This is a genomic window from Saccharothrix sp. NRRL B-16348, from assembly GCF_001280085.1.
Taxonomy (GTDB): Bacteria; Actinomycetota; Actinomycetes; order Mycobacteriales; family Pseudonocardiaceae; genus Actinosynnema.
Genome location: NZ_LGED01000195.1, coordinates 1 through 23,783, shown reverse-complemented (window position 1 = coordinate 23,783; position 23,783 = coordinate 1). Strand labels below are relative to the sequence as shown.

The 23,783-nt window shown below is 73.6% G+C and carries 19 protein-coding genes; 11 read left to right on the top strand and 8 right to left on the bottom strand.

Annotated elements, in window-relative coordinates:
- Positions 1 to 13 precede the first annotated feature (13 nt).
- Complete coding sequence (locus tag ADK67_RS18785) at positions 14 to 1,072, top strand: LacI family DNA-binding transcriptional regulator (protein WP_231648253.1); 1,059 nt, start codon at positions 14 to 16, stop codon at positions 1,070 to 1,072.
- A 9-nt stretch (positions 1,073 to 1,081) separates the two neighbouring features.
- On the opposite strand, the gene ADK67_RS18780 is transcribed toward ADK67_RS18785, so the two are convergent.
- The 3 genes from ADK67_RS18780 to ADK67_RS18770 are packed head-to-tail and all read right to left on the bottom strand — an operon-like array spanning position 1,082 to position 5,630.
- Positions 1,082 to 2,785: an ABC transporter ATP-binding protein gene (locus tag ADK67_RS18780; RefSeq protein WP_053717742.1), complete on the bottom strand. Its 1,704-nt coding sequence runs from the start codon at positions 2,783 to 2,785 to the stop codon at positions 1,082 to 1,084.
- Positions 2,782 to 4,632: an ABC transporter ATP-binding protein gene (locus ADK67_RS18775; RefSeq protein WP_053717741.1), complete on the bottom strand. Its 1,851-nt coding sequence runs from the start codon at positions 4,630 to 4,632 to the stop codon at positions 2,782 to 2,784. The genes ADK67_RS18780 and ADK67_RS18775 overlap by 4 nt, the downstream gene beginning before the upstream one ends.
- Positions 4,629 to 5,630, bottom strand: a complete 1,002-nt coding sequence (locus ADK67_RS18770) for an alpha/beta hydrolase (protein WP_053717740.1) — start codon at positions 5,628 to 5,630, stop codon at positions 4,629 to 4,631. The genes ADK67_RS18775 and ADK67_RS18770 overlap by 4 nt, the downstream gene beginning before the upstream one ends.
- Before the next feature lie 80 nt (positions 5,631 to 5,710).
- Here ADK67_RS18770 and ADK67_RS18765 point away from each other — a divergent pair, with 80 nt between their 5' ends.
- On the top strand, positions 5,711 to 6,289 hold the full coding sequence (locus ADK67_RS18765) for a TetR/AcrR family transcriptional regulator (RefSeq protein ID WP_053717739.1): 579 nt from the start codon (positions 5,711 to 5,713) through the stop codon (positions 6,287 to 6,289).
- Between the two features lie 149 nt (positions 6,290 to 6,438).
- Positions 6,439 to 9,600, top strand: coding sequence for a S8 family serine peptidase (locus ADK67_RS18760; RefSeq protein ID WP_053717738.1), 3,162 nt, complete (start codon positions 6,439 to 6,441; stop codon positions 9,598 to 9,600).
- A gap of 48 nt (positions 9,601 to 9,648) precedes the next feature.
- On the opposite strand, the gene ADK67_RS18755 is transcribed toward ADK67_RS18760, so the two are convergent.
- Positions 9,649 to 12,396 carry an nSTAND1 domain-containing NTPase gene (locus ADK67_RS18755; RefSeq protein WP_157620578.1) on the bottom strand — a complete coding sequence of 916 codons (2,748 nt, stop codon included), beginning with the start codon at positions 12,394 to 12,396 and terminating at the stop codon, positions 9,649 to 9,651.
- Between the two features lie 420 nt (positions 12,397 to 12,816).
- Between ADK67_RS18755 and ADK67_RS55095 the strand changes: the two genes are divergently transcribed.
- The gene (locus tag ADK67_RS55095; RefSeq protein ID WP_082403574.1) at positions 12,817 to 13,932 is read left to right on the top strand and encodes a lytic polysaccharide monooxygenase auxiliary activity family 9 protein; all 1,116 of its coding nucleotides are present in this window, start codon (positions 12,817 to 12,819) and stop codon (positions 13,930 to 13,932) included.
- A 71-nt stretch (positions 13,933 to 14,003) separates the two neighbouring features.
- On the opposite strand, the gene ADK67_RS18745 is transcribed toward ADK67_RS55095, so the two are convergent.
- Positions 14,004 to 14,816, bottom strand: coding sequence for an SDR family NAD(P)-dependent oxidoreductase (locus ADK67_RS18745; protein ID WP_053717736.1), 813 nt, complete (start codon positions 14,814 to 14,816; stop codon positions 14,004 to 14,006).
- Between the two features lie 115 nt (positions 14,817 to 14,931).
- Between ADK67_RS18745 and ADK67_RS18740 the strand changes: the two genes are divergently transcribed.
- A complete protein-coding gene (locus ADK67_RS18740) occupies positions 14,932 to 15,528 on the top strand; it encodes a TetR/AcrR family transcriptional regulator (protein WP_053717735.1) in 597 nt (198 codons plus the stop codon).
- A 44-nt stretch (positions 15,529 to 15,572) separates the two neighbouring features.
- Entirely contained in the window at positions 15,573 to 16,172 is a 600-nt protein-coding gene (locus ADK67_RS18735) for a hypothetical protein (RefSeq protein ID WP_053717734.1), read from the top strand.
- On the opposite strand, the gene ADK67_RS18730 is transcribed toward ADK67_RS18735, so the two are convergent.
- Positions 16,147 to 16,560, bottom strand: a complete 414-nt coding sequence (locus ADK67_RS18730; protein WP_231648252.1) for a DUF2000 domain-containing protein — start codon at positions 16,558 to 16,560, stop codon at positions 16,147 to 16,149. The genes ADK67_RS18735 and ADK67_RS18730 overlap by 26 nt on opposite strands.
- A 49-nt stretch (positions 16,561 to 16,609) precedes the next feature.
- On the opposite strand from ADK67_RS18730, the gene ADK67_RS18725 reads away from it, so the two are divergent.
- The 3 genes from ADK67_RS18725 (at position 16,610) to ADK67_RS55090 (ending at position 21,352) form a co-directional block, all read left to right on the top strand.
- Positions 16,610 to 17,419, top strand: a complete 810-nt coding sequence (locus ADK67_RS18725) for an AraC family transcriptional regulator (protein WP_053717732.1) — start codon at positions 16,610 to 16,612, stop codon at positions 17,417 to 17,419.
- A gap of 158 nt (positions 17,420 to 17,577) precedes the next feature.
- The gene (locus tag ADK67_RS18720) at positions 17,578 to 19,338 is read left to right on the top strand and encodes a glycoside hydrolase family 3 protein (protein ID WP_053717731.1); all 1,761 of its coding nucleotides are present in this window, start codon (positions 17,578 to 17,580) and stop codon (positions 19,336 to 19,338) included.
- A gap of 4 nt (positions 19,339 to 19,342) precedes the next feature.
- Positions 19,343 to 21,352, top strand: coding sequence for a serine hydrolase (locus ADK67_RS55090; RefSeq protein WP_053717730.1), 2,010 nt, complete (start codon positions 19,343 to 19,345; stop codon positions 21,350 to 21,352).
- 11 nt (positions 21,353 to 21,363) lie between these two features.
- On the opposite strand, the gene ADK67_RS18710 is transcribed toward ADK67_RS55090, so the two are convergent.
- Positions 21,364 to 22,002 carry a TVP38/TMEM64 family protein gene (locus ADK67_RS18710; RefSeq protein WP_053717729.1) on the bottom strand — a complete coding sequence of 213 codons (639 nt, stop codon included), beginning with the start codon at positions 22,000 to 22,002 and terminating at the stop codon, positions 21,364 to 21,366.
- 72 nt (positions 22,003 to 22,074) lie between these two features.
- On the opposite strand from ADK67_RS18710, the gene ADK67_RS18705 reads away from it, so the two are divergent.
- The gene (locus tag ADK67_RS18705) at positions 22,075 to 22,461 is read left to right on the top strand and encodes a DUF6153 family protein (protein WP_157620574.1); all 387 of its coding nucleotides are present in this window, start codon (positions 22,075 to 22,077) and stop codon (positions 22,459 to 22,461) included.
- Positions 22,462 to 22,541: 80 nt separating this feature from the next.
- Positions 22,542 to 23,150: a DUF305 domain-containing protein gene (locus ADK67_RS18700; RefSeq protein ID WP_053717727.1), complete on the top strand. Its 609-nt coding sequence runs from the start codon at positions 22,542 to 22,544 to the stop codon at positions 23,148 to 23,150.
- Between the two features lie 26 nt (positions 23,151 to 23,176).
- Here ADK67_RS18700 and ADK67_RS18695 read toward each other — a convergent pair whose 3' ends face one another.
- Positions 23,177 to 23,530, bottom strand: a complete 354-nt coding sequence (locus ADK67_RS18695) for a hypothetical protein (RefSeq protein ID WP_231648251.1) — start codon at positions 23,528 to 23,530, stop codon at positions 23,177 to 23,179.
- Positions 23,531 to 23,783: the final 253 nt, after the last annotated feature.

Sequence of the window (23,783 nt, the reverse complement as noted above, 5' to 3'; positions counted from 1 at the left end):
AGGAGCCCAAGACGTGACAGCAGAGTCCACGTCCGGGACGTCCCGGCAGCCCGCCGTGCGGCGCGCGCCCGCCCGCCGGGTGTCCATGGCCGACGTCGCCCGGCTGGCCGGCGTGTCGGCGCAGACGGTGTCGCGGGTGTCGAACGGGCACCCGAGCGTCGTGGGCTCCACGCGCGAGCAGGTGCTGGACGCCATGCGGCGCCTCGGTTACCGGCCCAACAGCGCGGCCCGCGCGCTCAAGTACGGCGAGTTCCGCACCATCGGCGTCATCCTGTTCACCCTCTCCTCGGTCGGCAACAGCCGCACCCTGGAGGCCATCGTGGACCACGCCGCGCACGAGGGTTACGCCATCACGCTGATCCCCGTGGCCGTGCCCACCCAGGACGGCGTGCTCGGCGCGTTCACCCGGCTGGGCGAGCTGGCCGTCGACGCGGTCATCGTGATCATGGAGGTCCACCTCCTCGACGCGGCCACGATGACGCTCCCGCTCGGCATCCCGGCCGTGATCGTCGACTCCAACGGCGGCGACCGCTACACCGTGGTGGACACCGACCAGGCCGACGGCACCCGGCAGGCCGTCCGCCACCTGCTCGACCTGGGCCACCGCACCGTCTGGCACGTCGCCGGCCCCGAGGACTCCTACGCCGCCGAACGCCGCGCCGAGACGTGGCGGGCCACGCTGACCGAAGCCGGCCTGCCCGTGCCCGCGATGGCGCGCGGCGACTGGTCGGCCGACTCCGGCTACCGGGCGGGGCTGGCGCTCGCCGACGAGCCCGGCTGCACGGCGGTGTTCGCGGCCAACGACCAGATGGCGCTCGGCCTGCTGCGCGCGTTCCACGAGAAGGGGAAGGTGGTGCCCCGCGACGTCAGCGTGGTCGGGTTCGACGACATCACCGACGCCACCTCCTTCATCCCGCCCCTGACGACCGTGCACCAGGACTTCACCGAGGTCGGCCGGCACTGCGTCGAGCGCGTCCTGCGCCAGGTCCACCACCGCCGCACCAAGCCCGGCACCACCCTGGTCCCGACGCGCCTGGTGGTCCGCTCCAGCACCGCGCCGCCCCCGGCCTGACCGGGCGTCTCACGAGACCGGCGACAGGTGCCAGAACTCGGCGTAGCGGCCACCGCGGCGCAGCAGTTCGTCGTGCGTGCCCTCCTCCACGATCCGGCCGCCGTCCAGGAAGGCGACGCGGTCGGCACGTCGGACGGTCCGCATCCGGTGCGCCACCATCACCACCGTCCGCCCCGCCATCAGGCGCTCGACGCCGTCGTGGACGGCCGCCTCGTTCACCGGGTCCAGCGCCGACGTCACCTCGTCCAGCAGCACGATCGGCGCGTCCTTCAGCAGCGCCCGCGCGATCGAGACCCGTTGGCGCTCGCCGCCGGAGAGCAGCGCGCCGCCCTCGCCGACGTTCGTCGCCCACCCGCCGGGCAGTCGCTCGACCACCTCGTCCAGCCGTGCCGCCGCGGCGGCCTCCCGCACCTCGGCGGCGCTCGCGTCGGGACGGCCGAGGCGCACGTTCTCCTCGATCGTGCCGTCGAAGAGGTAGACGTCCTGGAACACGAAGGCGATCCGCGCCATCAGCACCTCGGTGTCGACGGCGCGCACGTCCACACCTCCCACGCGCACCGCGCCCGCGTCCACGTCGTAGAACCGCGCGAGCAGTTGGAGCAGCGTGCTCTTGCCCGCGCCGGACGGTCCGACCACGGCGAGCCGCTGCCCCTCCGGCACGGTCAGCGACACGTGGTCGACCACCGTGCGGTCGCCGTGCCGGAACGTGACGGAGTCCAGTTCCAGGTCGTGGCTTGCCGGCTGGACGGGCTCGCGGGGTTCCGGCAGCGGCTCGGTGCGCAACACCGCGTCGAGCCGCGCCAGCTCGAACCGCGCGCCGCGCAGCTTGCCGCCGATGTCCGACAACGACAGCAGCGGATCGGCGCACCGGGCCGCCAGCACCAGGATCGTCACGACCTCCGCCGCGCCGATGTGCCCGCCGAGGGCGAGGTAGGCGCCCAGGACCAGCAGCACGGTGAACACCGCCTGCACCACGAGCGTCAGCCCCACCGCGCCGGGCAACGCCGACAGCACCGTGCGGCGTGACGCGCGCTGGACGTCCCGCAGCGCGTCGTCCAGCAGCCGGAAGCGTTCGGCGGTCCGGCCGCCGGCCCGCAGCACCGGCTGGGCCTGGAGGTACTCGACCACCCGCCCGGCGGCCTCGTGGTCGCGTTCGGCGCGCTCGGCGTCGGTGGCGGCCATCGAGCGTCCCGTCCAGGCCTGGACCGCCGCCACGACCGGTGCGGCGGCCAACGCGGCCAGCCCCAGCCGCCAGTCGAACGCGAGCATCACGCCCACGATCGTCAACGGGGTCACGCAAGCCGAGATGAACGGCGCCAGCAGGTGCGCGATCACGCCCATCGCCTGGAGCACGCCATTACTGGCCAGGACCGACAGCTCCCCGACCCGGCCGCCGCCGTACCAGCCGATGGGCAGGCGGGCGAGGTGGTCGCCGAACCGGTGGTACATGCCGTGCAGCAACGTGGTCCCGGCGCGGAACCCGGACAGGTCGCTGAGGTAGCGCAGCACCGCGTAGACCGCGACGGCGGCCCCGAACGCGATCAGCGAGGGCCAGGCGTCGCCGGGCGCGCCCCCGAGCAACGCCCGCAGCACGGGGACCAGCAGTGCGTAGGACAGGCCTTCGGCTATCGCGGTGACCGTCATCAGTGCCACGGTGCGACGCACCGGCCGTGCGTGCTCGTCGCCCAGCACGCGCAGCAGCATCCGGATCATCGGGGTTCGTCTCCTTGCCGTGCGGGGGTTTCGTCGGACGCCGCCCGGTGCGATCGCCAGAAGGCGGCGAACTTCCCGTTGCGCGCCAGGAGTTCGGCGGGTGTGCCGCGCTCCACGATCGCCCCGTCCTCCAGCACCACGACGGTGTCGGCGTCGGCGATCGTCTCCAGGCGGTGGGCGATCACGAGGGTCGTCCGATCGCCCGCCGCCGTCGCCAGGGCCCGGCGCACCGCCTGCTCGGTCCGCGGATCGGCGAACGCGGTCGCCTCGTCCAGCACCAGCACGGGTGCGTCGGCCAGCAGCGCGCGGGCGAGCGAGATCCGCTGCGCCTCGCCGCCCGACAGCCCGGCGTCCTCGCCGATCACCGACTCGTACCCGCGCGGCAGTTCGAGGATCCGCTCGTGGACGTTCGCCAGGCGGGCGGCGCGGACCACGTCGTCACGGTCGGCGTGCGGCACCGCCAGCGCGATGTTGTCCGCGACCGACGCGCGCAGCAGCGAGGTGTCCTGGAAGACGAACGAGGCCGTCCGGTGCAGCTCACGGCCGCCGAGGTCGCGCAGGTCGACACCGCCGAGCAGGACCGAGCCACGAGTCGGGTCGAAGAACCGCGGCAGCAGTTGGACGAGCGTGGACTTCCCGCTGCCCGAAGGGCCGACGAGCGCGGTCACCGTGCCCGGTTCGAGCACCAGGTCGATGCCGCGCAGCACCTCGTGACCGGACTCGTAGCCGAACCGCACGCCACGCAGTTCCACCCGGTGACCGCGCGGCGCGACCGGGTGCGCGGGCTCGGGCAGCGACCGCACCGCCAGCACGTCCCGGATCCGGCCGACCGCGCGCCGGGCGGCCTGCACGTCGTCGAAGCCGTGGCCCAGGGCCGCCACCGGAGCGGTCAGGCCGAGCCCGAGCAGCACGAACGGGAGCAGGTCGGCCGGCGCCAGGCCGCCGGACGTGATCAGGGCCGTGCCGCCGGCCAGCACCACCAGCAGCACGAACGGCGGCGACAGCGCCAGCTGCATCCCGGCGGCGATGCCGGCCATGCCGTGCACCCACCGGTTGAAGGCGCCGACGAAGTCGTCCACCGCCGTGCGGAACCGCCGGTGGGCGCGCTCGCCACCGCCGAACGCCTTCACCACCGAGATGCCCCGCACGAACTCGACCACCGAGCTCGCGATCCGACCCATGGCGCCGTCGAACTCCTCCTGCTCGCGCAGCCGGGTCGGGGTCATCATCAGCGGGACCAGCGCCACCGCCAAGACCACCGGGATCACCGTGATCAGCGTGAGCCGCCAGTCGACCGCGACCAGGTAGACCAACGACACGAGCGGCACCACGAACGCGGACACCAGCTCGCCGGGTGCGTGGGCGATGACCGGGTGGACGGCGCTCACGTCCTCACCCACGACCTTCGCCAGCTCGCCGGTCCGCCGGCGGGAGAACCAGCCGATCGGCGCACGGCCCAGCCGTGCGGCCAGCGCCCGCCGGAACGACAGCTGCACCCGGCCGTCCAGCACGTGCCCGACCCCGGCCGACGCGGACGTGAACAGCAGTCGGACGAACAAGCCGACCGCACCCGCGATCACGACGAACCACACGTGGCCGTGATCGACCGGTCCGGGCGACAGCAGGGCACGCCCCAGCTCGACCACCGCCAGCAACGGGGCCAGACCCGCGACCGCGCCGACCACCTGGAGCACGACCACGGCGGCGAACGTCCACCGGTGAGGGCGCAGCAGCTCCGACAGGCCCGGCCCGGCGTCGACGTCCCGCCCCGCACCGGCGGTCGGCCCGGCGTCGGCATCCGGTGCCGTGGACAGCCCGCCGTCCTGGGCGAGGTCGGTGGTGGTCATCGCTCCCCCGCCTCGGTCAGCGTCGCCGCGAGGTGCTCGCGGAGGAACCCGGCGATCTCGACCCGCGCGGCCTTCGCCTGCCGCACCAGGCCCGGCATGCTGAGGAACCCGTGGGTCGCTCCGGGGTGTTCGGTGAGCCGCGCGGGCGTCCCGGACTCCAGCAGCCGTTCCGCGTAACGGCGGCCGTGATCGGCCAGCGGGTCGATGGTCGGCACCACCACGAGCGCCGGGGCCAGCCCGCCCAGGTCGTCGGCGCACAGCGGCGACAGCGGGTGGGCATCCGTTCCCGGCGGAACGGCCAACCGCTGGTACAGCCGCAGGTGCGGCATGGTCAGGGTCGGGCTGTGCGCGTGCCGGGCCATCGACGGGTGGTCGAACCCGGCCTCGGTCAGGTCGAGAGCGGGGTTGACCAGCACCTGTGCCCGGAGCGGCAGTCCGGCCTCCCTGGCCCGGATCGCGGCCAGCGCGGCGATCAACCCGCCGTTGCTCTCCCCGAAGACCGCGGCCCGGGCCGGGTCGACCCCCCACTCCGCGGCGTGCCGCACCACGTGCCGCAGCACGTCCCAACCGTCGTCGACGGCCGCCGGCAGCGTGGTCCCCGGAGCGAGGAGCCGGTGCTCGACCGAGACGACGACCGCGGGCAGCCGCGCGGCGAGGTGGCTGTTCACCCAGTCGCTCTGCGCCGCCGTGCCCACGAACCCGCCGCCGTGCACGTGGACCACGAGCGGCAGGCCGTCGCCGCGGTCGGGCGACGGCCGGTACACCCGGACCCGGATCCCGCGGTCGTGCACGGTCACCTCCTCCCACCGGATACCGGCGCCGCGATCCGGGAGCCCGGTGACCACCCGACCCAGGCGGGACGCCCGCGTGCGGTTCTCCGCGTCGCGGAAGGCGATCAGCTCCTCCGTCGTCATCGCCGCCCAGTCCCGCTCCTTCCGCAGGGCGTGCAGCAGCCGGATCCCCGCCGATGGGCGTTCGACCTCGGTCACGTTGTCCATGTCCCCCTCCTCGACCACACCACAATTTCGCTACCGCTGGTATCGATACTGATCGTAGCGTAACTCGGTATCGTGCGGTCATGACCCGAGCGACACCGCCCGCCAAGCCGCCCGGCCGCCCGCGCGCCGGCATCGACGCCGTGGTCTTCGCCGCGACGCTCCGGACCGTCCACGAGCTGGGCTACACGGGTGCGACGATGGACCGCATCGCGGCGGCGGCAGGCGTCGCGAAGACGACGATCTACCGCCGGTGGGAGTCCAAGGGCGCGCTGATCGTGGACTGCATCCTCGACGCGTTCGGCCCGCTGCGGCCGGAGAGCACGGACCGGGTCGAGATCCTGACCTCGGCCATCCGGCTGGCCGCGGCGAAGATCGGCGAGCCGGGACTCGCCGCGGCGTTCGCGGGCGTGTTCGTGGACGCCATCAGCGATCCGGCCCTGCGCGAAGTCCTGTCGACCCGGTTGCAGGCCCCCTACCTCGCGGCGCTCCAGGACGCGCTGGGCGAGCCGGAGCACCGGGTCCTGCTCTTCATCGACGTCGTCGTCGGGACCCTGCTGCACCGGATGGGCATGACCGGCGCGCCGATGGTCGACGCCGACGTCGACGCGCTGACCGAGATGGTCCTGCGCCAGTTCACCGCCTCCGACGACCCGGCCTAGACCCACCGCCGGTGTTCACAACTCGTTGTTCAGCCTGCTCCGGGCGAACATGAACATCCGCCGCACCGCTTGACTCGGGACCTCCAAAGGAGCCCGTGCCGCGTCCACCGTCGGCAGCACGGGCTCTCCCCCACCGACAGGGAGGTCCCGTGGCGCGAAGAGCAGTGGCGTTGGCGCTGGCCGCCGCACTGGCGGGAACGGCGACGTCCGCCCACGCCGCACCGGACAGCACACCACCGGACCGGACCGCGCCCGGCAGCGCGCGGGACGAGGCGCCGGCGAACGACCGCAAGACCGTCACGCTCGTCACCGGCGACCGGGTCGTCCTCGACGGCGACCGGCTCGTCTCGGTCACCCCCGGCGCGCACCGGGAGCGCGTCTCGTTCCAGGTCACCCGGCACGGGGGCCGCCTGCGCGTGGTGCCCGCCGACGTGGCCAGACCGCTGGCCGAGGGCCGGGTGGACCAGCGGCTGTTCGACGTCACCGGGCTGGTGGAGGCCGGGTACGACGACGCGCGGCGCGACACCGTGCCGGTGATCGTCTCCGGAGGCCGCCCGCCGTCGGGCGCACGGGTGGCCGACGCGCTGCCCGCCGTCGACGCGGTGGCCGCCGAGGTGCCGAAGGCCACCGGGTGGCTGGAACCGCCCACCGGCCCCGGCAAGGTGTGGCTGGACGGGATGGCCCGCCCGCTGCTGGACCGCAGCACCGCCCAGGTCGGCGCGCCGGTGGCGTGGGCGGCGGGGCTGACCGGCGCGGGCGTGACCGTCGCGGTGGTCGACACGGGCGTGGAGGGCGACCACCCGGACCTGGTCGGGCGCGAGGTCGCCGGGCGCGACTTCAGCCGTGACCAGGACGGCCTCGACCGCTACGGCCACGGCACGCACGTCGCGTCCACGATCGTGGGCCACCGCGCGCCTTACCGCGGCGTCGCGCCGGACGCGCGGCTGCTCGACGCGAAGGTGTGCGACAGCAAGGGCTTCTGCCCCGAGTCGGCGATCATCGAGGGGATGCGCTGGGCCGCGGAGCAGGGCGCGGACGTGGTGAACATCAGCCTCGGCCTGCCGGCCAGTGACGACGTCGACCCGGTCGAGGCGGCGGTGGACGCGCTGTCGGCGAGCCACGGCACGCTGTTCGTCGTCTCGGCGGGCAACTCCGGTGACGCCGCGGGCACCGTGCTCTCCCCCGGCACCGCCGACGCCGCGCTGACCGTCGGCGCGGTGGAGCGCGACGACTCGCTGGCCGGGTTCTCCAGCCGTGGCCCGCGGGTGGCCGACGGCGCGGTCAAGCCCGACATCACCGCGCCGGGCGTGGACATCGTCGCGGCGAAGGCGAGCACCGGCGGTTCGCTCGGCACACCCGTCGGCGACGGGCACATGGCCCTGTCCGGCACGTCGATGGCCTCGCCGCACGTCGCCGGCGCCGCGGCGCTGCTGGCGCAGCGGCACCCGGACTGGAACGGCGCGCGGCTCAAGGCGGTGCTCACCGCGTCGGCTCGGCCGAACGCGGCGCTGGGCGTCCACGAGCAGGGCTCGGGCCGGCTGGACATCGCCGCGGCACTGTCCACGACGGTCACCAGCGAGCCGACGTCGGTCGTCCTCGGCAGGCACGAGTGGCCGCACGACGACGACGTGCCCGCCACGAAACCCCTGGTGTACCGCAACGACGGCGCGCAGCCCGTCACGCTGGACCTGGCGGTGCGGGCGAACGGCCCGGACGCCGTGTTCTCGGTGTCCCCGACGCGGGTGACCGTCCCGGCCGGCGGCACGGCCGAGGTCTCCGTGACAGGTGACGCGCGGCAGGGATCGGTGGACGGCGCGCACTCGGCGACGGTGGTGGCGACCGCCGGCGGCGCGGAGGTGCTGCGGACGCCGGTCGGGCTGAACCGCGAGGTGGAGAGCTACCCGGTCACCTTCGACTACCCCGGCGCGCCCGAGGGCCGGGCGTTGACGCTCCTGGTGCACGTGGCCACCGGCACGCACACCTACGTGCGGGACGGCGCCGTGCGGCTGCCTAAGGGCGACTACCTGGTGCAGGCGCTGCTGGGCCCGGAGACCGGCCCGCACACCATCGTCACGCGGCCGGACCTCAAGGTGGAGGGACCGGCGCACGTGGTCCTCGACGCCGGGAAGGCGGGACCGCTGGAGGTCGTGGCGCCCGATCCGGCGGCGGTGCCCGTGCTGCACAGCCTGGTGGTCGAGCGCCGGCTCGGCGAGCACACCGTGCGGCTGGAGTCGCACCACCCGGGCGGGTTCCCGGCGGGTACCAGGGTGGGGCACGCGGGGCCGTCGCTGCCCGCCGGCGAACTGGCCGTGTTCGTCGCCGCGCAGCACACGAGCCCGTCGGCGGACTACTGGCTGGGCTGGGTCGAGCAGGGCCGGGTGCCCGACGGGTTCACGCGCCGGCCGCGCGAGTCGGACCTGGCGAAGGTGCGCACCACGATCGCCGCGAAGAACCTCGGCGGCTACCGGGACCTGGGTGGCTACGTCGTGGCGCCGTCCGGTGTGGCCGGTCCGAGCTTCTTCACCGACATGAGGGCCACGTCCACGTCCACGAGGTACGCGACACCGGACGTCGACTGGCAGACGCTGTTCTTCGACGAAGGAACTCTGATGAGCGGGAACCAGGAGCGGTACGGCGCGGGCCGGACCTACGACCGGTCGTTCGGCGCGCCCGTCATCGGCCCGGTGATGTACACGAGCGGCTACCCGAACCTGGCGCGGTCCGGGAACGAGGTGTCGATCTCGCTGTCGCTGTTCGGCGACCGCGAGGGCAACGAGGGCTACTCCCGGACCACGTCCGCGCGGACCGCGCTGTACCGCGACGGTGGACTGGTCGGCGAGAACGACAGCGGCGGGCACGGGGTGTTCGAGGTGCCGCCGGGGCCCGCGGTGCTCCAGGCGCGGACCGAGGTGACGCGCGCGCCCGAGGTCTCGGACTTCAGCACGCGCATCGCGGTGGACTGGACGTTCCGCTCGGACACGACCACCCGTGAACGGCGGCTGCCCATGTCGGTGGTGCGGTTCACGCCGGAGCTGGACCACACGGGCAGCGCGCCCGCGTACCGCCCGCTGACCGTGCCGCTGGTGGTCGACCAGCAGCGCGGCGTGGACAACCCGCCGCTGCGCCACTTCCGCGTGGAGGTGTCCTACGACGACGGCGCGAGCTGGGTGAGCCTCCCGGTGCTCGGCCGCGCGGCGCTGGTGGGCAACCGCGCCAAGCCGGGGACGTTCGCCTCGCTGCGCGTGCACGCCACCGACGGCCGGGGCGGCGAGCTGAGCCAGACCGTGATCCGGGCCTACCGGCTCGGCTGACGGTCCGTGGAGGCGCCGGGACGGGCTCCCTGCTCCCGCCCGGCGCCGTCACGGGCACAGCGGACGTTCCGACAGCCCCGGGAAGTGCGCCGCCCAGTCGACGTCGGCCGGGTCGGCGCACACGTCGCGCACCACCCGGTCGACGTCCACCGCGAGTCGCCACAGCTCGCCGCCACGGGTGGTGAGCAACTGCACCTCGCGAGTGGCGGGGTCGTAGCGCGCGCCGCTGAACTCCTTGCCCGGCGCCCGCACCGACAGCGGTTCACGACCGCCGGTCACGTCGTCCCACACCCACACCGCGTCGCGGTGCACGGCGGTGACGGCCCGGCCGTCGTGGGAGAACTCGACGACGGCCTGCCCCGGGATCTCGTCCGCCTCCAGGAGGACCCTCGGTCCGTCCGCGAGGTCGACCACGGTGAAGTGCGTGCCGTCGAGGTCGGAGACGGCGAGCTTGCCCGCCGGACCGGTCACCAGGCCGAGCCGGGCGGAGCGGCTGAGCACCGGGGTCACCCGCCCGTCCAGGGAGCGCACCTCCACGTCGCGGCGGTCGCCGTCACGGCGCACCACCACCACACCGGTGCCGTCCTGCAACGGCACGGCGTACTCGACGCCGTCGCCGGGCAGTCGGGTGCGAGTGGTGTCACCGGGACGCCAGTAGACCGCGGCGCCGTCCTCGACGGCGGCCAGCAGGGTGCCGGCCGCGTCGATGCCCATGGGGAACGGCCAGTCGGTCAGCGTGGCCGTGCGGCGCGGCGCGTGGAGGTCGCGGAGGTCCCAGAGCTCGAACTCGTCGGGCTCGGACTCGGCGGGCCCGGGCTCGTCAGACCCGACCACCGTGAGCGCGGTGCGCTCGTCGGCGCTGACCAGGTAGAGGAAACCACCGGACGCCACGGGGATCCCCCCGGCTCGCCGCCGGTCCGGGCCGTCACCCACCCAGAGGTGGTAGGTGACGCCCGGGCGCCCGGTTCCGAGGCCGTAGTCGGCGGTCACGGCGAAGGTTCCGAACAGGCGCACGTAGCCGTCGGCCAGGGTGGACGCGGTGGCCGCGGCACGGGCGATCAGCAGGGCGTCCTGGGCCTGGGTCGTGGGTGCGACGCGGTAGGCGGCCAGGGCGAGCGTGCCCGCGTCGCGTGGACGGGCCAGCAGCCCCAGGGCGGTGTCGGCGGCGCGCAGCGACAACGCCTCGTTGCGCTCGCGGGTGGCGGCGCGTTGGGCGGTGACCGCGTAGACGGCGGTGGCGGTGAGCAGCAGGACGAGCGCGGCGAGGCAGGCGACGAGCCGCCGCAGCCTGCGCACGCCCCGTCTCCGCAGCGCTTCACGGTCGCGTTCGGCGGCCAGGCCCGCGTCGACGAACTCGCGTTCGGCCGCGTTGAGGCGGGGCGCCAGGCGACGCGCCTGGTCGAGGTGGACGCCGCGGTAGAGCGCGTCCGGGTCGCGGTCGTGCGCGCGCCAGTCGTCGGCGGCGCCGGTGAGCCTGCGGTGGGCGCGCAGCGCCTCGCGGTCCTCGTCCAGCCAGCCGACGAGCCGCGGCCACGCGTGCAGCAGCGCTTCGTGGGTCAGCTCGACGGTGTCGCGGTCGAGGGTGATCAGCCGGGCCGCGGCGAGCCGGTCGAGGAGCGCGTCGCCCGCGTCCAGCTCGGTCCGGGCGACACGGCGGCGGGTGTCCTCGGTGCCGTCGCCGGGTGCGACCAGGCGTTGGAACACCTGCCGTGCCGCCTCCCGCGCCGGCCCGGGTAACGCCTCGTAGACCTGTTCGGCGGTGCGGGCCAGGGCGTGTTCGACGCCGCCCGCGTCCTCGTAGCCCGCCAACGTGAGCACCGCGCCGCGGCGGCGTCGCCACGTCTCGACCAGCACGTGCGAGACGAGCGGCAGCACGCCCTGCTGGCCGGCGACGTCGGCGATCAGGCGTGCCACCAGGGCGTTCTCCAGCGAGGCTCCCCGGCGGGCGGCGGGTTCGATGATCGCGCGGCGGAGCTGCTCGGCGCTCATCGGGCCGACGAGCGACTGCGAGCGGTGCAGCGCGTCGAGCAGCTCGGGGTGGCGCGCGCAGTGGCCGTAGAAGTCGGCGCGCACGCCGATGACGACGTGCGCGGCGCCCGCGGCGTGGGTGAGCGCCCGCACCAGCCAGCGGCGGTCGTCGTCCTGGCAGAGCGTGAAGACCTCCTCGAACTGGTCGACCACGAGCAGCAGGTCGTCGGCGGCCCGGCGCAGCAGCACGCGCAGGTGCTCGGGATCGGCGGCGAGTTCCGCGCGCACCTCGACCGCGGACCGGTCGTCGGCGAGCGCCGCGGCCAGCTCGGTGATCGGGTCCGACCCGGGCGTGATGACCAGGTGCGCACCCCACTGCGCGGCCAGGCCCGCGCGGAGCAGGGACGACTTGCCCGCGCCGGACGCGCCGAACACGCCGACGAACGGCCGTTCGCGCACCAGCGCCAGCAGTCGGCCCACCTCGGCCTCGCGGCCGAAGAACCGGTCGCTGTCGGCGACCTGGTAGGCGGCCAGCCCCACGTAGGGCGCGTCGCCGTCGTCGGGCTCCTCGGCGGCCAACTCGCGCCAGCGGGCCGTCCACTGCTCGACGTCTCCCCCGCACGCGCGGACGAACGCCCTGGTCACCGCCAGGCTGGGCAGCTTCCGGCCCGCCACCGCCTCGGACAGCGCGGCGGGCGAGTAGTTCGCCAGGCGGCCGAGTTCGCGGTAGGACGGCAACCCGGCGACGCGGCGCAGCCGCCGCAGGTCCCCCGCGAACTTCAGCACCGGCGTGTCCTCTTCGACCAGCGGACGTTCCGTACGCGGCACCGTGATCCCCCTTCGACGCCTCGAATTGTCCCGCGACAGATCGCCGGACGACGGCCGACGTCGTGCTCGGGCCGCCGCGGGGCTGGTCGCCGCCGTCCCGTTCCGCCGCCGTGAGCGCCGGTTCCATGGCACCTCTCGCAACATTGCGCAAGACGCCGAAGGGGCCCAACCGGGGCGTCCGATCCGTCCCGCGCCCGCGGTCCGCTTGGCCGCTTTGCGAGCCCGTAACCCGAATGGCGGATGCCGAGCGGGTGGCACGGCCTGACACTAACACCGTTCTGGGAGCGCTCCCAGAGGCAAGCGGTGGCACCCGCGCACGCGGACCGGCTCGCCCGCGGCAGTGGCACCGTCCGAGGGCGGCCACCCACCCGCCGCCGGCCGCGGAAGTCCACGTCGATCAACGAAGATTTGGCGGTACACATGCTTCGCTCCTCCGCAGACGTCCCCGACCGGCGTCGCCGGACGCCGGGGACATCGCCGGCTCCGGCCCGCGGCAAGTCCGCCGTCTGGCGGGCGTCCGCGATCCTCGGCGCCTGCCTGACCCTGCTGACGACCGTGCTGGTCACCTTCGGCGCGGGCAACGCCGCCGCCCACGGCGCGGTCAGCGACCCGCCGTCACGGCACTACGGCTGCTACCACCGCTGGCCGAACGGCCCCACGCAGCAGATGGCCACCGAAGACCCCATGTGCTACCAGGCGTGGCAGGCCGACCCGGCCGCGATGTACAACTGGAACGGCCTGTTCCGCGAAGGCGTCGCCGGCAACCACCAGGGAGCCATCCCCGACGGGCAGCTGTGCAGCGGCGGTCTGACCTTCAACGGCCGCTACGCCGCGATGGACAAGGTCGGTGCGTGGGTCGCCCCGAGCAAGCCCAGCCGGTTCACCCTCAACCTGAACGACACGTCCTCGCACGGCGCCGACTACATCCGCGTCTACGCCACCAAGCAGGGCTTCGACCCGAAGACCCAGGCCGTGAAGTGGAGCGACCTGGAACTGGTCGGCCAGACCGGCAGGATCCCCACGGGCAACCGGACGCCGGTCGAGGTCAACGCGCCCGGACGGACCGGCCACCACGTCCTGTACACGGTGTGGCAGGCCAGCCACCTCGACCAGAGCTACTACGCGTGCAGCGACGTCAACTTCACCGACGGTGGCACGACGACCACCACGACGCCGACCAGCACCACGACCAGCACCACGACGACGTCCGCGACCACGACCACGACCACCGGCAACCCGTCGGCGTCCTGCTCCGCCAGGTTCCTGGTCACCTCCCAGTGGTCCGGCGGCTTCCAGGTCGAGGCGCGCGTGGCGGCCGGCGCGACGGCGATCTCCGGTTGGACGGTGAGCTGGACGTTCGCCAACGGTGAGCGGATCAACTCCTCGTGGAGCGCCGCGGTGACCACCAACGGGTCCACCGTCACCGCCCGCAACGCCGCCTACAACGGCTCCGTCGGCGCGGGCTCCAGCACCACGTTCGGGTTCGTCGCGTCCGGCACCGCGGGCACGCCGAGCCTCACCTGCACCGCGTCCTGATCCCGTCGGTCCGCCCGCTGCCACCACGGCGGCGGGCGGACCGGCGCGGGAGGCGGCACGGCGTCACCGGGTCACCCGGCCTGCCGGCTGAGGTGCTCCCACTTGGCGAGTTCGGCCGCACGCGCCCGTGCCATCTCCTCGACCATGCCGTAGGCCGCGCCGCCCAGGACCACCCGCTTCGGCGGTTCGGGCAGGTCCACCACCCGCAGCAGGACCGACGCGGCCAGTGCCGGGTCGAAGTCCTCCGACTCGCTCCACAGGTCGTTCAGCCAGGCGCGCAGCGGCGCGTAGGCGGCGTTCTCCTCGGTCATGGCCAGGCCGCGGGTGAACAGCTCGGTCCGGTAGCCGCCGGGCTGCACGATCGTCACCTTGATCCCGAACCGCTCGACCTCCATCGCCAGCGCTTCGCTCATGGCGTCGAGCGCCGCCTTGCCCGCGCTGTACAGGCCGGTCGCCGCGAAGCCGCCGGCCGAGCCCATCGACGAGACCTGGACGACGTGGCCCGAGCCCTGCGCGCGCAGGAGCGGCACCACCGCCTGGTTCACCCAGAGCGCGCCGAAGAAGTTGGTGTCCAGGTGTGCGCGGGCCTGCTCCTCGGTGACCTCCTCGACCATGCCGAGCAGCACGCCGCCGGCGTTGTTGACCACGACGTCCAGCCCGCCGAACTCCGCGTGGGCCCGTTCGACCCCCGCGACGACCGCCTGCCGGTCGGCGACGTCCAGCGGGAAGGCGACCAGCCTGCCCTCGGACCCGGCGACCAGGTCGGCCAGCGGCGTGATGTCGCGGGCGACGCCGACGACCCGGTCGCCCGCCGCGAGCGCGGCCTCGGTGAACGCACGCCCCAGGCCACGCGAGGCGCCCGTGATGAACCAGGTACGCGTCATGGCGTCTCCCCCAGTAGATGTGAGACGATACGTCCCGTCTCGGTAGACGCACACTCTAGCCAGAGCTCCGGACGTGAGTCAAGACGGACCGTCTCGTTCCGAGTAGAGTGCCGCCATGGCAACCGGCACGCCGAACAGCACCCGTCGCAGCGAACGGTCCCGCCTCGCGATCCTCACCGCGACGCGCGAGCTCATCGGCGATCTCGGGTACGCCAAGCTGACGATCGAGGCCATCGCCGCACGGGCGGGCGTGGGCAAGCAGACGATCTACCGCTGGTGGCCGTCGAAGGGCGCCGTCGTCTTCGACTCCCTGCTGGCGCTGAGCGAACGCCCCGACGGCGGCGGCATCGAACTGCCGGACACGGGCGACCTGGAAACCGACCTCAAATCCGTCCTCCGCGCCACCGCCACCGAGTTCTCCGACCCCGCTTTCGAAGCCCCGATCCGCGCGCTGAACACGGAGATCATCAACGACCCCGACCTGGCCGCCGTCTACCGGGAGAAGATGGAAGCCCCGATGCGCGAGGCAAAACGCCGCCGCCTGCGCAGCGCCCAAGCCGCCGGCCAACTACCCACCGACACCGACCTCGACCTCTTCATCGACGTGCTCTACGCCCCCTTGACCCAACGCTGGCTGCTGCGCTCCGGCCCCCTGGACCACACCTTCGCCGACGCCCTGGTCACCACCACCCTCCGCGCCTTCCGCCCCTGAACCCCGCCTACCGCCGAAGGCAAACGCCCCTTGGAACGCACAACATGACCCACCGTCCCGCTCCGGAGCCGGTGGCGAGCACCGCACCACCGATCACCCGCGACGACCTCGCCGTGTTCGCCCGCTGGCTGCTGGGAGACCTGCGCGACAACACCGACCGCGCCAAGTTCGCCGAGTGGCTGGTCGCCCGAGCGGTCGGCGCGGACACCACACGACCCCGCGACCCGTGGGCCGGCTGGGACGTCCTCACGCCCGACGGCACCACCGTCGAGGTCAAGTGCACCGGCCTGCTCCAGAGCTGGACCTCCACCAGCCCATCGCCACCCGGTTACCAGCGGTTGATCACCCGCGCGCCCGACACACCGAACAGCACGGCACCCGCCGTGCGGGCGGCGGTCTACGTGTTCGGGGTCCATACCTGCCGTGAAGCCACCGCGTACAACGTGCTCGACGTCGACCAGTGGCTGTTCCGAGTGGTGCCCGGTCACGTCGTGGCGGCCTGGGGGCAGCGGACGATCCGGCTGTCCGTGCTGGAGCAACGCGGTTTTCCGCCGGTCACCTACGCCGAACTGGCCGGAGCCGTCGCGGCGGCAGCCCGGTCGACCGAGGACCCCGGTGCTACGGGTGCATCCGCGCGCCCTTGAGGGCTTTGTCCACCGCGTTGCGCGGGCCGTGCACGCCGATGCCCACGAGGTCCAGGGCGTTGCGTGGCACGGCGCGGACGGCGGCGCGGTTGTCCACGTCGTTGCCCGTGGCGAACAGGTCGGAGGTGAACACCGCCAGCGCCAGTCCCCGGGTGACGACCTTGGCGTGCGCGGTGGTCAGCAGTTCCTTGCCGCCGGTCAGGACGAGCACCGGTTGGCCCAGCATCGGCAGGTACTTGGTGCCGTCCGCGTCCTCGTACGGTTCGCCGACGGCCTCGGGGACGGCCGCGGTCAGGGCGCCGGCCAGGAAGGCGGTCACGTTCAACGCCTGCCACGGCACCAGGTCGTCGCGGAGCAGGACGGCGAACTTCGTCTCGAATCGTTCCACCCGCACACCGTCGCCCGAACCGACCGGCACGGTCTTGTACGTTCTTGACGTGGGCCCCGAGATCGCCGCGTGGCGGCCCGCCGTGCCGGGCATCGTCGAGGTGCTGCACGCGCGCTTCACCGACCACGCCTACCCAGCGCACACGCACGACGCGTGGACGCTGCTGCTGGTCGACACCGGCACGGTGACCTACGGTCTGGACCACCGCGAGCACGGAGCCCTGCCCGCGTCGGTCACCCTGCTGCCGCCGCACGTGCCGCACGACGGCCGCAACGCCACCCCCGAGGGCTTCCGCAAGCGGGTCCTCTACCTCGACACGTCGGTCCTCGGCACGGACCTGGTCGGCGCGGCCGTCGACCACCCCGCGTTCGCCGACCCGGCGCTGCGCCTGCGGGTGCACCAGCTGCACGGCGTGCTGCACGGCGGCGACGAGTGGGAGGCCGAGTCCAGGCTGGCCCTGGTCCGCGACCGGTTGCACACCCACCTGACCCGCCGCCCGCCGTCGACACCGGAGGCGGAGCCGGGCCTGGCCCGCACGTTGCGGGACCTGCTGGACGCGCACGTGACGGACGGCCTCACCCTGACCGACGCCGCCACCCGGCTGGCCGCCGGCCCGGAACGCCTGGTCCGCGCGTTCACCCGCGAGTTCGGCCTGCCCCCGCACCGCTACCTGACGGGCCGCCGCGTCGACCTGGCCCGCCGCCTGCTGCTGGACGGACTGCCACCGGCCGAGGTCGCCCCGGCCGTGGGCTTCTACGACCAGTCCCACCTGACCCGGCACTTCCGCCGGATGCTGGGCACCGCACCGGGCGCCTACGCGCGGTCGGGCGCCTCGCGGGCGTTCCGCGACGCCACCTGACCGCCGCCTCGCGGAGCGGGCATCAGTCGCGGGCCGCTGTACCGACGGCATCCTGGCGAAGCGCATGGTCCGCCAATGCCCCGAACGGCCGATGCCGCCGCGGCGGCGGCTGCGTACATTCGACCGGCATCAGTGATTTCCTCACTGTAGGAGTGCGCATGAGGAAAATCCTCAACAGGCGGCACGTGCTCGTCGGGTTGTCGGCCCTGCTGGTCAGCGCGGCGCCGGCGGTGGCGGCGGCCGGTCCGGGCGACGTGGTGGCGGACGCGTTGCGCGGGATGAGCCTGGAGGAGAAGGTCGGTCAGCTGTTCGTCACGTACGCCTACGGTGCGACGGTCGACGCGTCCGACCCGGCCTCGGTGGCCGCCAACCGACGGCAGCACGGCGTCGACAACGCCGAGCAGCTGATCCGGAAGTACCACCTCGGCGGCATCATCTACTTCGCGTGGTCCGGCAACACGGCCAACCCGGCGCAGGTCGCGGAGCTGTCCAACGGCATCCAGCGGGTGTCGTCGATCCCCGCCCTGGTGAGCACCGACCAGGAGTACGGCGTGGTGTCGCGGATCGGGGAGCCGGTCACGCCGTTCCCCGGCAACATGGCGCTCGGCGCGGCCCGCGACCCCGAGGCGGCGGGCGAGGCAGCGCTCATCGCCGGCCGGGAACTGCGCGCGATGGGCGTCAACCAGGACTTCGCGCCGGTCGCCGACGTCAACGTCAACGCGCTCAACCCGGTGATCGGCGTCCGTTCGTTCGCCGAGGACCCGGAGCTGACGGCCCGGTTGGTCGAGGCGCAGGTCCGGGGTTACGAGCGGGGTGGCGTGTCTGCCACCGCCAAGCACTTCCCCGGGCACGGCGACACCGCCGTGGACAGCCACACCGGCCTGCCGGTGATCGGGCACAGCCGCGAGGACTGGGAACGGCTGGACGCGCCGCCGTTCCGCCGCGCGATCGCGGCCGGCATCGACTCGATCATGACCGCGCACATCGTGGTGCCCGCGCTGGACCCGGCAGGCGATCCGGCCACGCTCTCCCGGCCGATCATCACGGGCGTCCTGCGCGACCGGCTGGGCTACGACGGCGTGGTGGTCACCGACTCGCTCGGGATGGCCGGCGTCCGGCAGAAGTACGGCGACGACCGCGTGCCCGTGCTGGCCCTGAAGGCGGGCGTCGACCAGTTGCTGATGCCGCCGGACATCGACCTCGCGTACCAAGCGGTGCTGGCGGCGGTGCGCGGCGGCGAGCTCACCGAACGCCGCATCGACCAGTCGGTCCGCCGGATCCTGCGGATGAAGGCGAAGCGCGGTCTGTTCGGCGGCCGGTTCGTCGACCCGGCCAAGCTGCCGGACGTCGTCGGGACCGCGCCGAACAAGCAGGCCGCGCAGCGGATCACGGACCGGACCACGACGCTCGTGCGCAACGAGATCCTGCCCCTGCGCACGCCACCGGCCGCCGTCTTCACCACCGGCTGGGGCACGACCGCCGACCCGGTGCCGCACCGGTTCGCCGCCGCCGTCGGCCGACGTTCGGCGACGGCGAACGCCCTGGTCACCGGCGCGAACCCGAACCAGTCGACGATCGACCGGGCGGTCGCCGGCGCGGGCGCGGCCGACCTGACGATCGTCGCGACGAACAAGGCGTGGACCGACGTCGGGCAGCAGAACCTGGTGAAGGCGTTGCTGGCCACCGGGAAACCGGTCGTCGTCATCGCGGTGCGGGACCCGTACGACATCGCGTACTTCCCGGAGGCGCGGACGTACCTCGCGACCTACTCGTACACCGACATCTCGGTGGAGTCGGCGGTGCGGGTGCTGTACGGGGAGCACGCACCGGTCGGGAAGCTGCCCGTCACGATCCCGGTCGCGGGCGATCCCCCGACCGCGCTGCACCCGTTCGGCCACGGCCTGACCTGGGAGAGCTGACCCGATGCGTCGACTGCTGACCGCCGTCCTGTGCGTGCTGCTGGTCGTGACCCCGGCCGCGACGGCCGAGCCGGACGGCGCCGCGAACCCGCCGTTGACCGTGATGACCTACAACGTGCACACCGGCATCGGCGTGGACGGGCGGCTCGACCTGGCGCGGGTGGCCGCGGACATCACGGCGTCCGGCGCCGACGTGGTGGGGCTGCAGGAGGTCGACGTCCACTGGATGGCCCGCAGCGAGTGGCGTGACCAGGCGTCGGACCTGGCGGCCGCGGTCGGCATGGACGTCTACTTCGCGCCCATCTACGACCTGGACCCGGCGGAGCCGGGCAAGCCGCGCCGGCAGTACGGCGTGGCGGTGCTCAGCAGGCACCCGATCGTCGCGGCGCACAACCACTCGATCACCCGGCTGTCCACCCAGGTGCCGAACCCGACGCCCGCGCCGGCGCCGGGGTTCCCGGAGGTCGAGCTGGACGTGCGCGGTGAACGCGTGCACGTCTACGACACCCACCTGGACTACCGCGCCGATCCGGCGGTGCGCCGGGCGCAGGTCGCCGACATGCTGCGCGTGCTGGCCGAGGACCGCGGTGACGCGCGAGTGCTGCTCGGCGACCTCAACGCGGCGCCGGACGCCCCCGAACTCGCTCCACTGTGGACGGAACTGGTCGACGCGTGGGCATTGGCGAACCCGTCGTCACCCGGCATGACCTACCCGGCGGCGGCGCCGACCAAGCGCATCGACTACGTCGCCGCCGGCTACCCGGCCCGGGTGCGCGAGGCGCGGGTGATCACCACCGTCGCGTCCGACCACCTGCCGGTGGTGGCCGAGTTGACCATCACCCGACGGCACGGCTCCCCCTGGGACAGGCCGCTTCCCGACCAGCGCCTGCGCTACGGCACGGCGCGGCAGGCCGGGCTGGCCGCCGAGCACGTGGACCGGCTGGTGCCCCACGTCGAGGCCGGTGTGCGGGCCACGCCCCAGGCGTTCCCCGGCGGCGTGGTGCTGGCCGCGCGCAACGGCGTGATCGCGCGCCACGGGGCGGTGGGAGACGCGTTGCGCTACGGGCCCGACGGCGTCGAGCTGCCGCCCGACCAGCGGATCCCGATGCGCGAGGACACCATCTTCGACGTGGCGTCGATCTCGAAGCTCTTCACCACCGTCGTCGCGCTGCGGCTGGTCGAGCGCGGTCTGATCGACCTGGACGCGCCCGCCGCGCGGTACCTGCCCGAGTTCGCCCAGACCGGCAAGCAGGACGTCACGCTCAGGCAGCTGCTGACGCACACGTCCGGGCTGCCCGCCGGGCTGGCGCTCGGCTCGTACCCGACGGTCGAGCAGCGGCTGGCCGCGGTCTACGCGGTGGCGCTCCGGTCGGCGCCGGGCACGCGGTACGTCTACTCGGACCTCAGCCTCATCGTGGTCGGCAAGGTGCTGGAACGGGTCACCGGCCGGTCGCTGCCGGACCTCGTGGCGACGGAGGTCAGCGAGCCGCTGGGGCTGCGCGACACCATGTTCACCCCACCGGAGAGCCTGCGACCACGCATCGCCCCGACGCAGTACGCCGGTGGCGCACGCGGGCTGATCTGGGGCCAGGTGCACGACTCCACGTCCTGGTACCTCGGTGGCACGGCAGGGCACGCCGGCGTCTTCTCCACCGCGCGCGACCTCGCCGTCTTCGCTCAGATGCTGCTCAACGGCGGGCGGCACGGCGACCGGCGCGTCCTGCGGGCGGACAGCGTCCGGGCGATGACCACGAACTGGAACGCGGCGATCCCCGGCGCCGACCGCGGGCTCGGCCTGGATGTCGACAAGCCCGCGTTCATGGGCATGCTCGCCACGCCGTACACGGTGGGTCACACCGGCTACACCGGGACGTCGCTGGTCATCGAGCCGGCGAGCCGGTCCTTCGTGCTGCTGCTGACCAACCGGGTGCACCCGACGGCGGCCGGTCCGGCGACCAACCCCTACCGGCACGTCGTGGCCGACGACCTGGCACGCGCCGTGCTCGACCGGTGACCTGGCCGGCACTAGCCCTTCGACCGGCGGAGCAGGTGCCTGCCCCACACGACACCGACCACGGCCAGCACCAGCCACGCCGCCCCGGCCGCGATCGCACGGGGTGAGCCGAGGTCGAGCGCGGCGTCACCGAGGGTCGCGGCCAGGGCGGTGGTCGGCAGCAAGCCGAGCGCGGTGCCCGCGGCGAAGGACTTCGGTGTGACGGCGGTGACGCCCGCGCCGTAGTTGGACACCGCGAACGGGACCACGGGGAGCAGGCGGAGCACCACCGTGGCGGCCAGGCCGTTGCGCGCGAACACCGTGTCGAGCACCTTCAGCCTGCCCGAGCCCAGCCACCGCGCCACGGACCGCCGTCCCAGCAGGCGTGCGACGACGAAGGCGATCAACGCGCCCACCGTGAAGCCCGCCACCGCGACCACGAGTCCGGGCAGGACGCCGAACAGCAGGCCGGACGCCGTGGCCAGCACCGGTTTCGGGAAGAACGCCGCCGTACCCACCGCGCACACCAGGAAGAACACCAGCGGCGCCCACGCGCCGTTGCCGTCGATCCAGTTCCGGAGCTGGTCGGGGTCCGGCAGGTCGAGGACCGCGGCCGCGACGGCGAGCGCCACGACCACGACGGCCAGGCCGACCACGCGCACGTGCCGCACCGTTCTCCCCCCGGACTCCCGTGTACTTCGTGGTCGACGATCCGTCATCGTAGGTGCTTGTAGCATGGGGCCGTGCTGCGCCGCGTCCGCCTCCGAGCCTCGCAATGGGCTTTGGTGTGGGCGGTCGCGTTCGCCGTCGTGGGGATGCACCACCTCGGCGCGCACGAGCCGGGCACGCACGAGCAGGCCACGGTTGCCACAGTGGCCGACTGCTGTGCGCACGGCGCGTCCGAGGAGCCCGGTCCCGGCCCGATGCAGCAGCACGATTTGCTGCACCTGTGCCTGGCGATCCTCGCCGCCGGTGTCGGTCTGGCGCTCGCGCTGCTCGCGTTCTTCCGCGGCGGCTTCGTCGTGCGGCTCACGTCGGTCGCCAAGCGGTCGGCACGGCCGCGGTCACCTCCCCCGAGACCGGGCGGCGCTCCGGCGCGGCTCGCCACCCTCTGCGTCCTGCGGCTGTGACAGGCGGCGCGTGACGTCCTTCGAGGACGTTGACGCGACGCCGTGCGACCGACTCGACTTCCAGACCGCAGAGGACATCCATGACCAGGAAGAACCTGGTCGGGACGGCGCTTGCCGTCCTGACCGCCGGACTCGTGCTCGCCGGGTGCGGCAGCGACTCCACCGGCCACGACATGGGCAGCACGACCGGCACGACGAGCGCCGCCGCCGGCGCGCCGTCCGGTGGGCACAACGACGCGGACGTCGCGTTCGCGCAGGGCATGATCCCCCACCACCAGGGCGCCCTCGAGATGGCGAAGCTCGTCCAGGGCCGGACCACCAACCCGCGGTTGCTCGACCTCGCGTCACGCATCGAGAAGGCGCAGGACCCGGAGATCAAGACCTTGACCGGCTGGCTGACCGGCTGGGGCGCCCAAGTGCACACCACCGGTATGCCGGGCATGGACCACGGCGCCGACATGCCCGGCATGAGCGCCGCCGAGCTGGACCAGCTGAAGCAGGCCAAGGACGCCGACTTCGACCGGATGTTCCTGGGCATGATGATCAGGCACCACCAGGGCGCGATCGACATGGCGAACACGGAGCTCCGGCAGGGCTCCAACGCCGAGGCCAAGCAGCTCGCGCAGCAGATCATCGACGCACAGCAGGCCGAGATCACCGAGATGCAGGGCCTGTTGCCGACAGGCTGACGTCCGGCGGACGGCGACCGCGGGCGTCAGCTCGCGGCGCTGTCGTCGGCCGGCCGGTCGATCAGGTGGTCGACCAGGCCGGGCGGCATCTCGGCCCGGCCCGGACCGCCCGCGGCGACCCAGTCGAGGACGTGGTCCACCGCCTCGTCGGTGAGCACCCCGCCCAGCCACACCGGCCGGGCGCCCGCGCCCCGGGCGGGCCGGACCACGACGACGTTGGAGAACTCGCAGGAGCTGAGGCAGTTGGCCACGGTGACCGCGTCGGGTCCCACGGCTTCCCGGAACTTCCGCAGGTGTGTTGTGTGGTCGACGTCCGGGTGCTTCTCGACCGTGCCACAGCAGCAGCCTCGGCAGACGGTCAACTTGCTCGTTTCGGGCACCTGATCTCCATGCAGCGGTGAACCAGCGGTCACGGTCAATACCCCGGCTGGGTATGCACGGGAAGGTAGCATACCCAGCCGGGGTACTGATCACCGCAGCCCTCAAGCGTCGACCGCCACCGGCTCGGCGACCCGGCCGCGGAGGGTGGAGGCAGCCAGCAGGGCGGCGGCCAGGGCGACCAGCGCGGCGCCGGTGAAGGCGGCCGAGTAGCCGTCGGTGAGCGCGACCGCGTCCCCGAGGCGGTCGGCGCCC

Excerpts from the sequence above, each read along its gene's own strand:
- ADK67_RS18700 (WP_053717727.1), top strand. The coding sequence starts at position 22,542 with ATGACCAGGAAGAACCTGGTCGGGACGGCGCTTGCCGTCCTGACCGCC.
- ADK67_RS18735 (WP_053717734.1), top strand. The coding sequence starts at position 15,573 with ATGACCCACCGTCCCGCTCCGGAGCCGGTGGCGAGCACCGCACCACCG.
- ADK67_RS18780 (WP_053717742.1), bottom strand. The coding sequence starts at position 2,785 with ATGATCCGGATGCTGCTGCGCGTGCTGGGCGACGAGCACGCACGGCCG.
- ADK67_RS55095 (WP_082403574.1), top strand. The coding sequence starts at position 12,817 with ATGCTTCGCTCCTCCGCAGACGTCCCCGACCGGCGTCGCCGGACGCCG.
- ADK67_RS18740 (WP_053717735.1), top strand. The coding sequence starts at position 14,932 with ATGGCAACCGGCACGCCGAACAGCACCCGTCGCAGCGAACGGTCCCGC.
- ADK67_RS18765 (WP_053717739.1), top strand. The coding sequence starts at position 5,711 with ATGACCCGAGCGACACCGCCCGCCAAGCCGCCCGGCCGCCCGCGCGCC.
- ADK67_RS18720 (WP_053717731.1), top strand. The coding sequence starts at position 17,578 with ATGAGGAAAATCCTCAACAGGCGGCACGTGCTCGTCGGGTTGTCGGCC.
- ADK67_RS18745 (WP_053717736.1), bottom strand. The coding sequence starts at position 14,816 with ATGACGCGTACCTGGTTCATCACGGGCGCCTCGCGTGGCCTGGGGCGT.
- ADK67_RS55090 (WP_053717730.1), top strand. The coding sequence starts at position 19,343 with ATGCGTCGACTGCTGACCGCCGTCCTGTGCGTGCTGCTGGTCGTGACC.
- ADK67_RS18775 (WP_053717741.1), bottom strand. The coding sequence starts at position 4,632 with ATGACCACCACCGACCTCGCCCAGGACGGCGGGCTGTCCACGGCACCG.
- ADK67_RS18770 (WP_053717740.1), bottom strand. The coding sequence starts at position 5,630 with ATGGACAACGTGACCGAGGTCGAACGCCCATCGGCGGGGATCCGGCTG.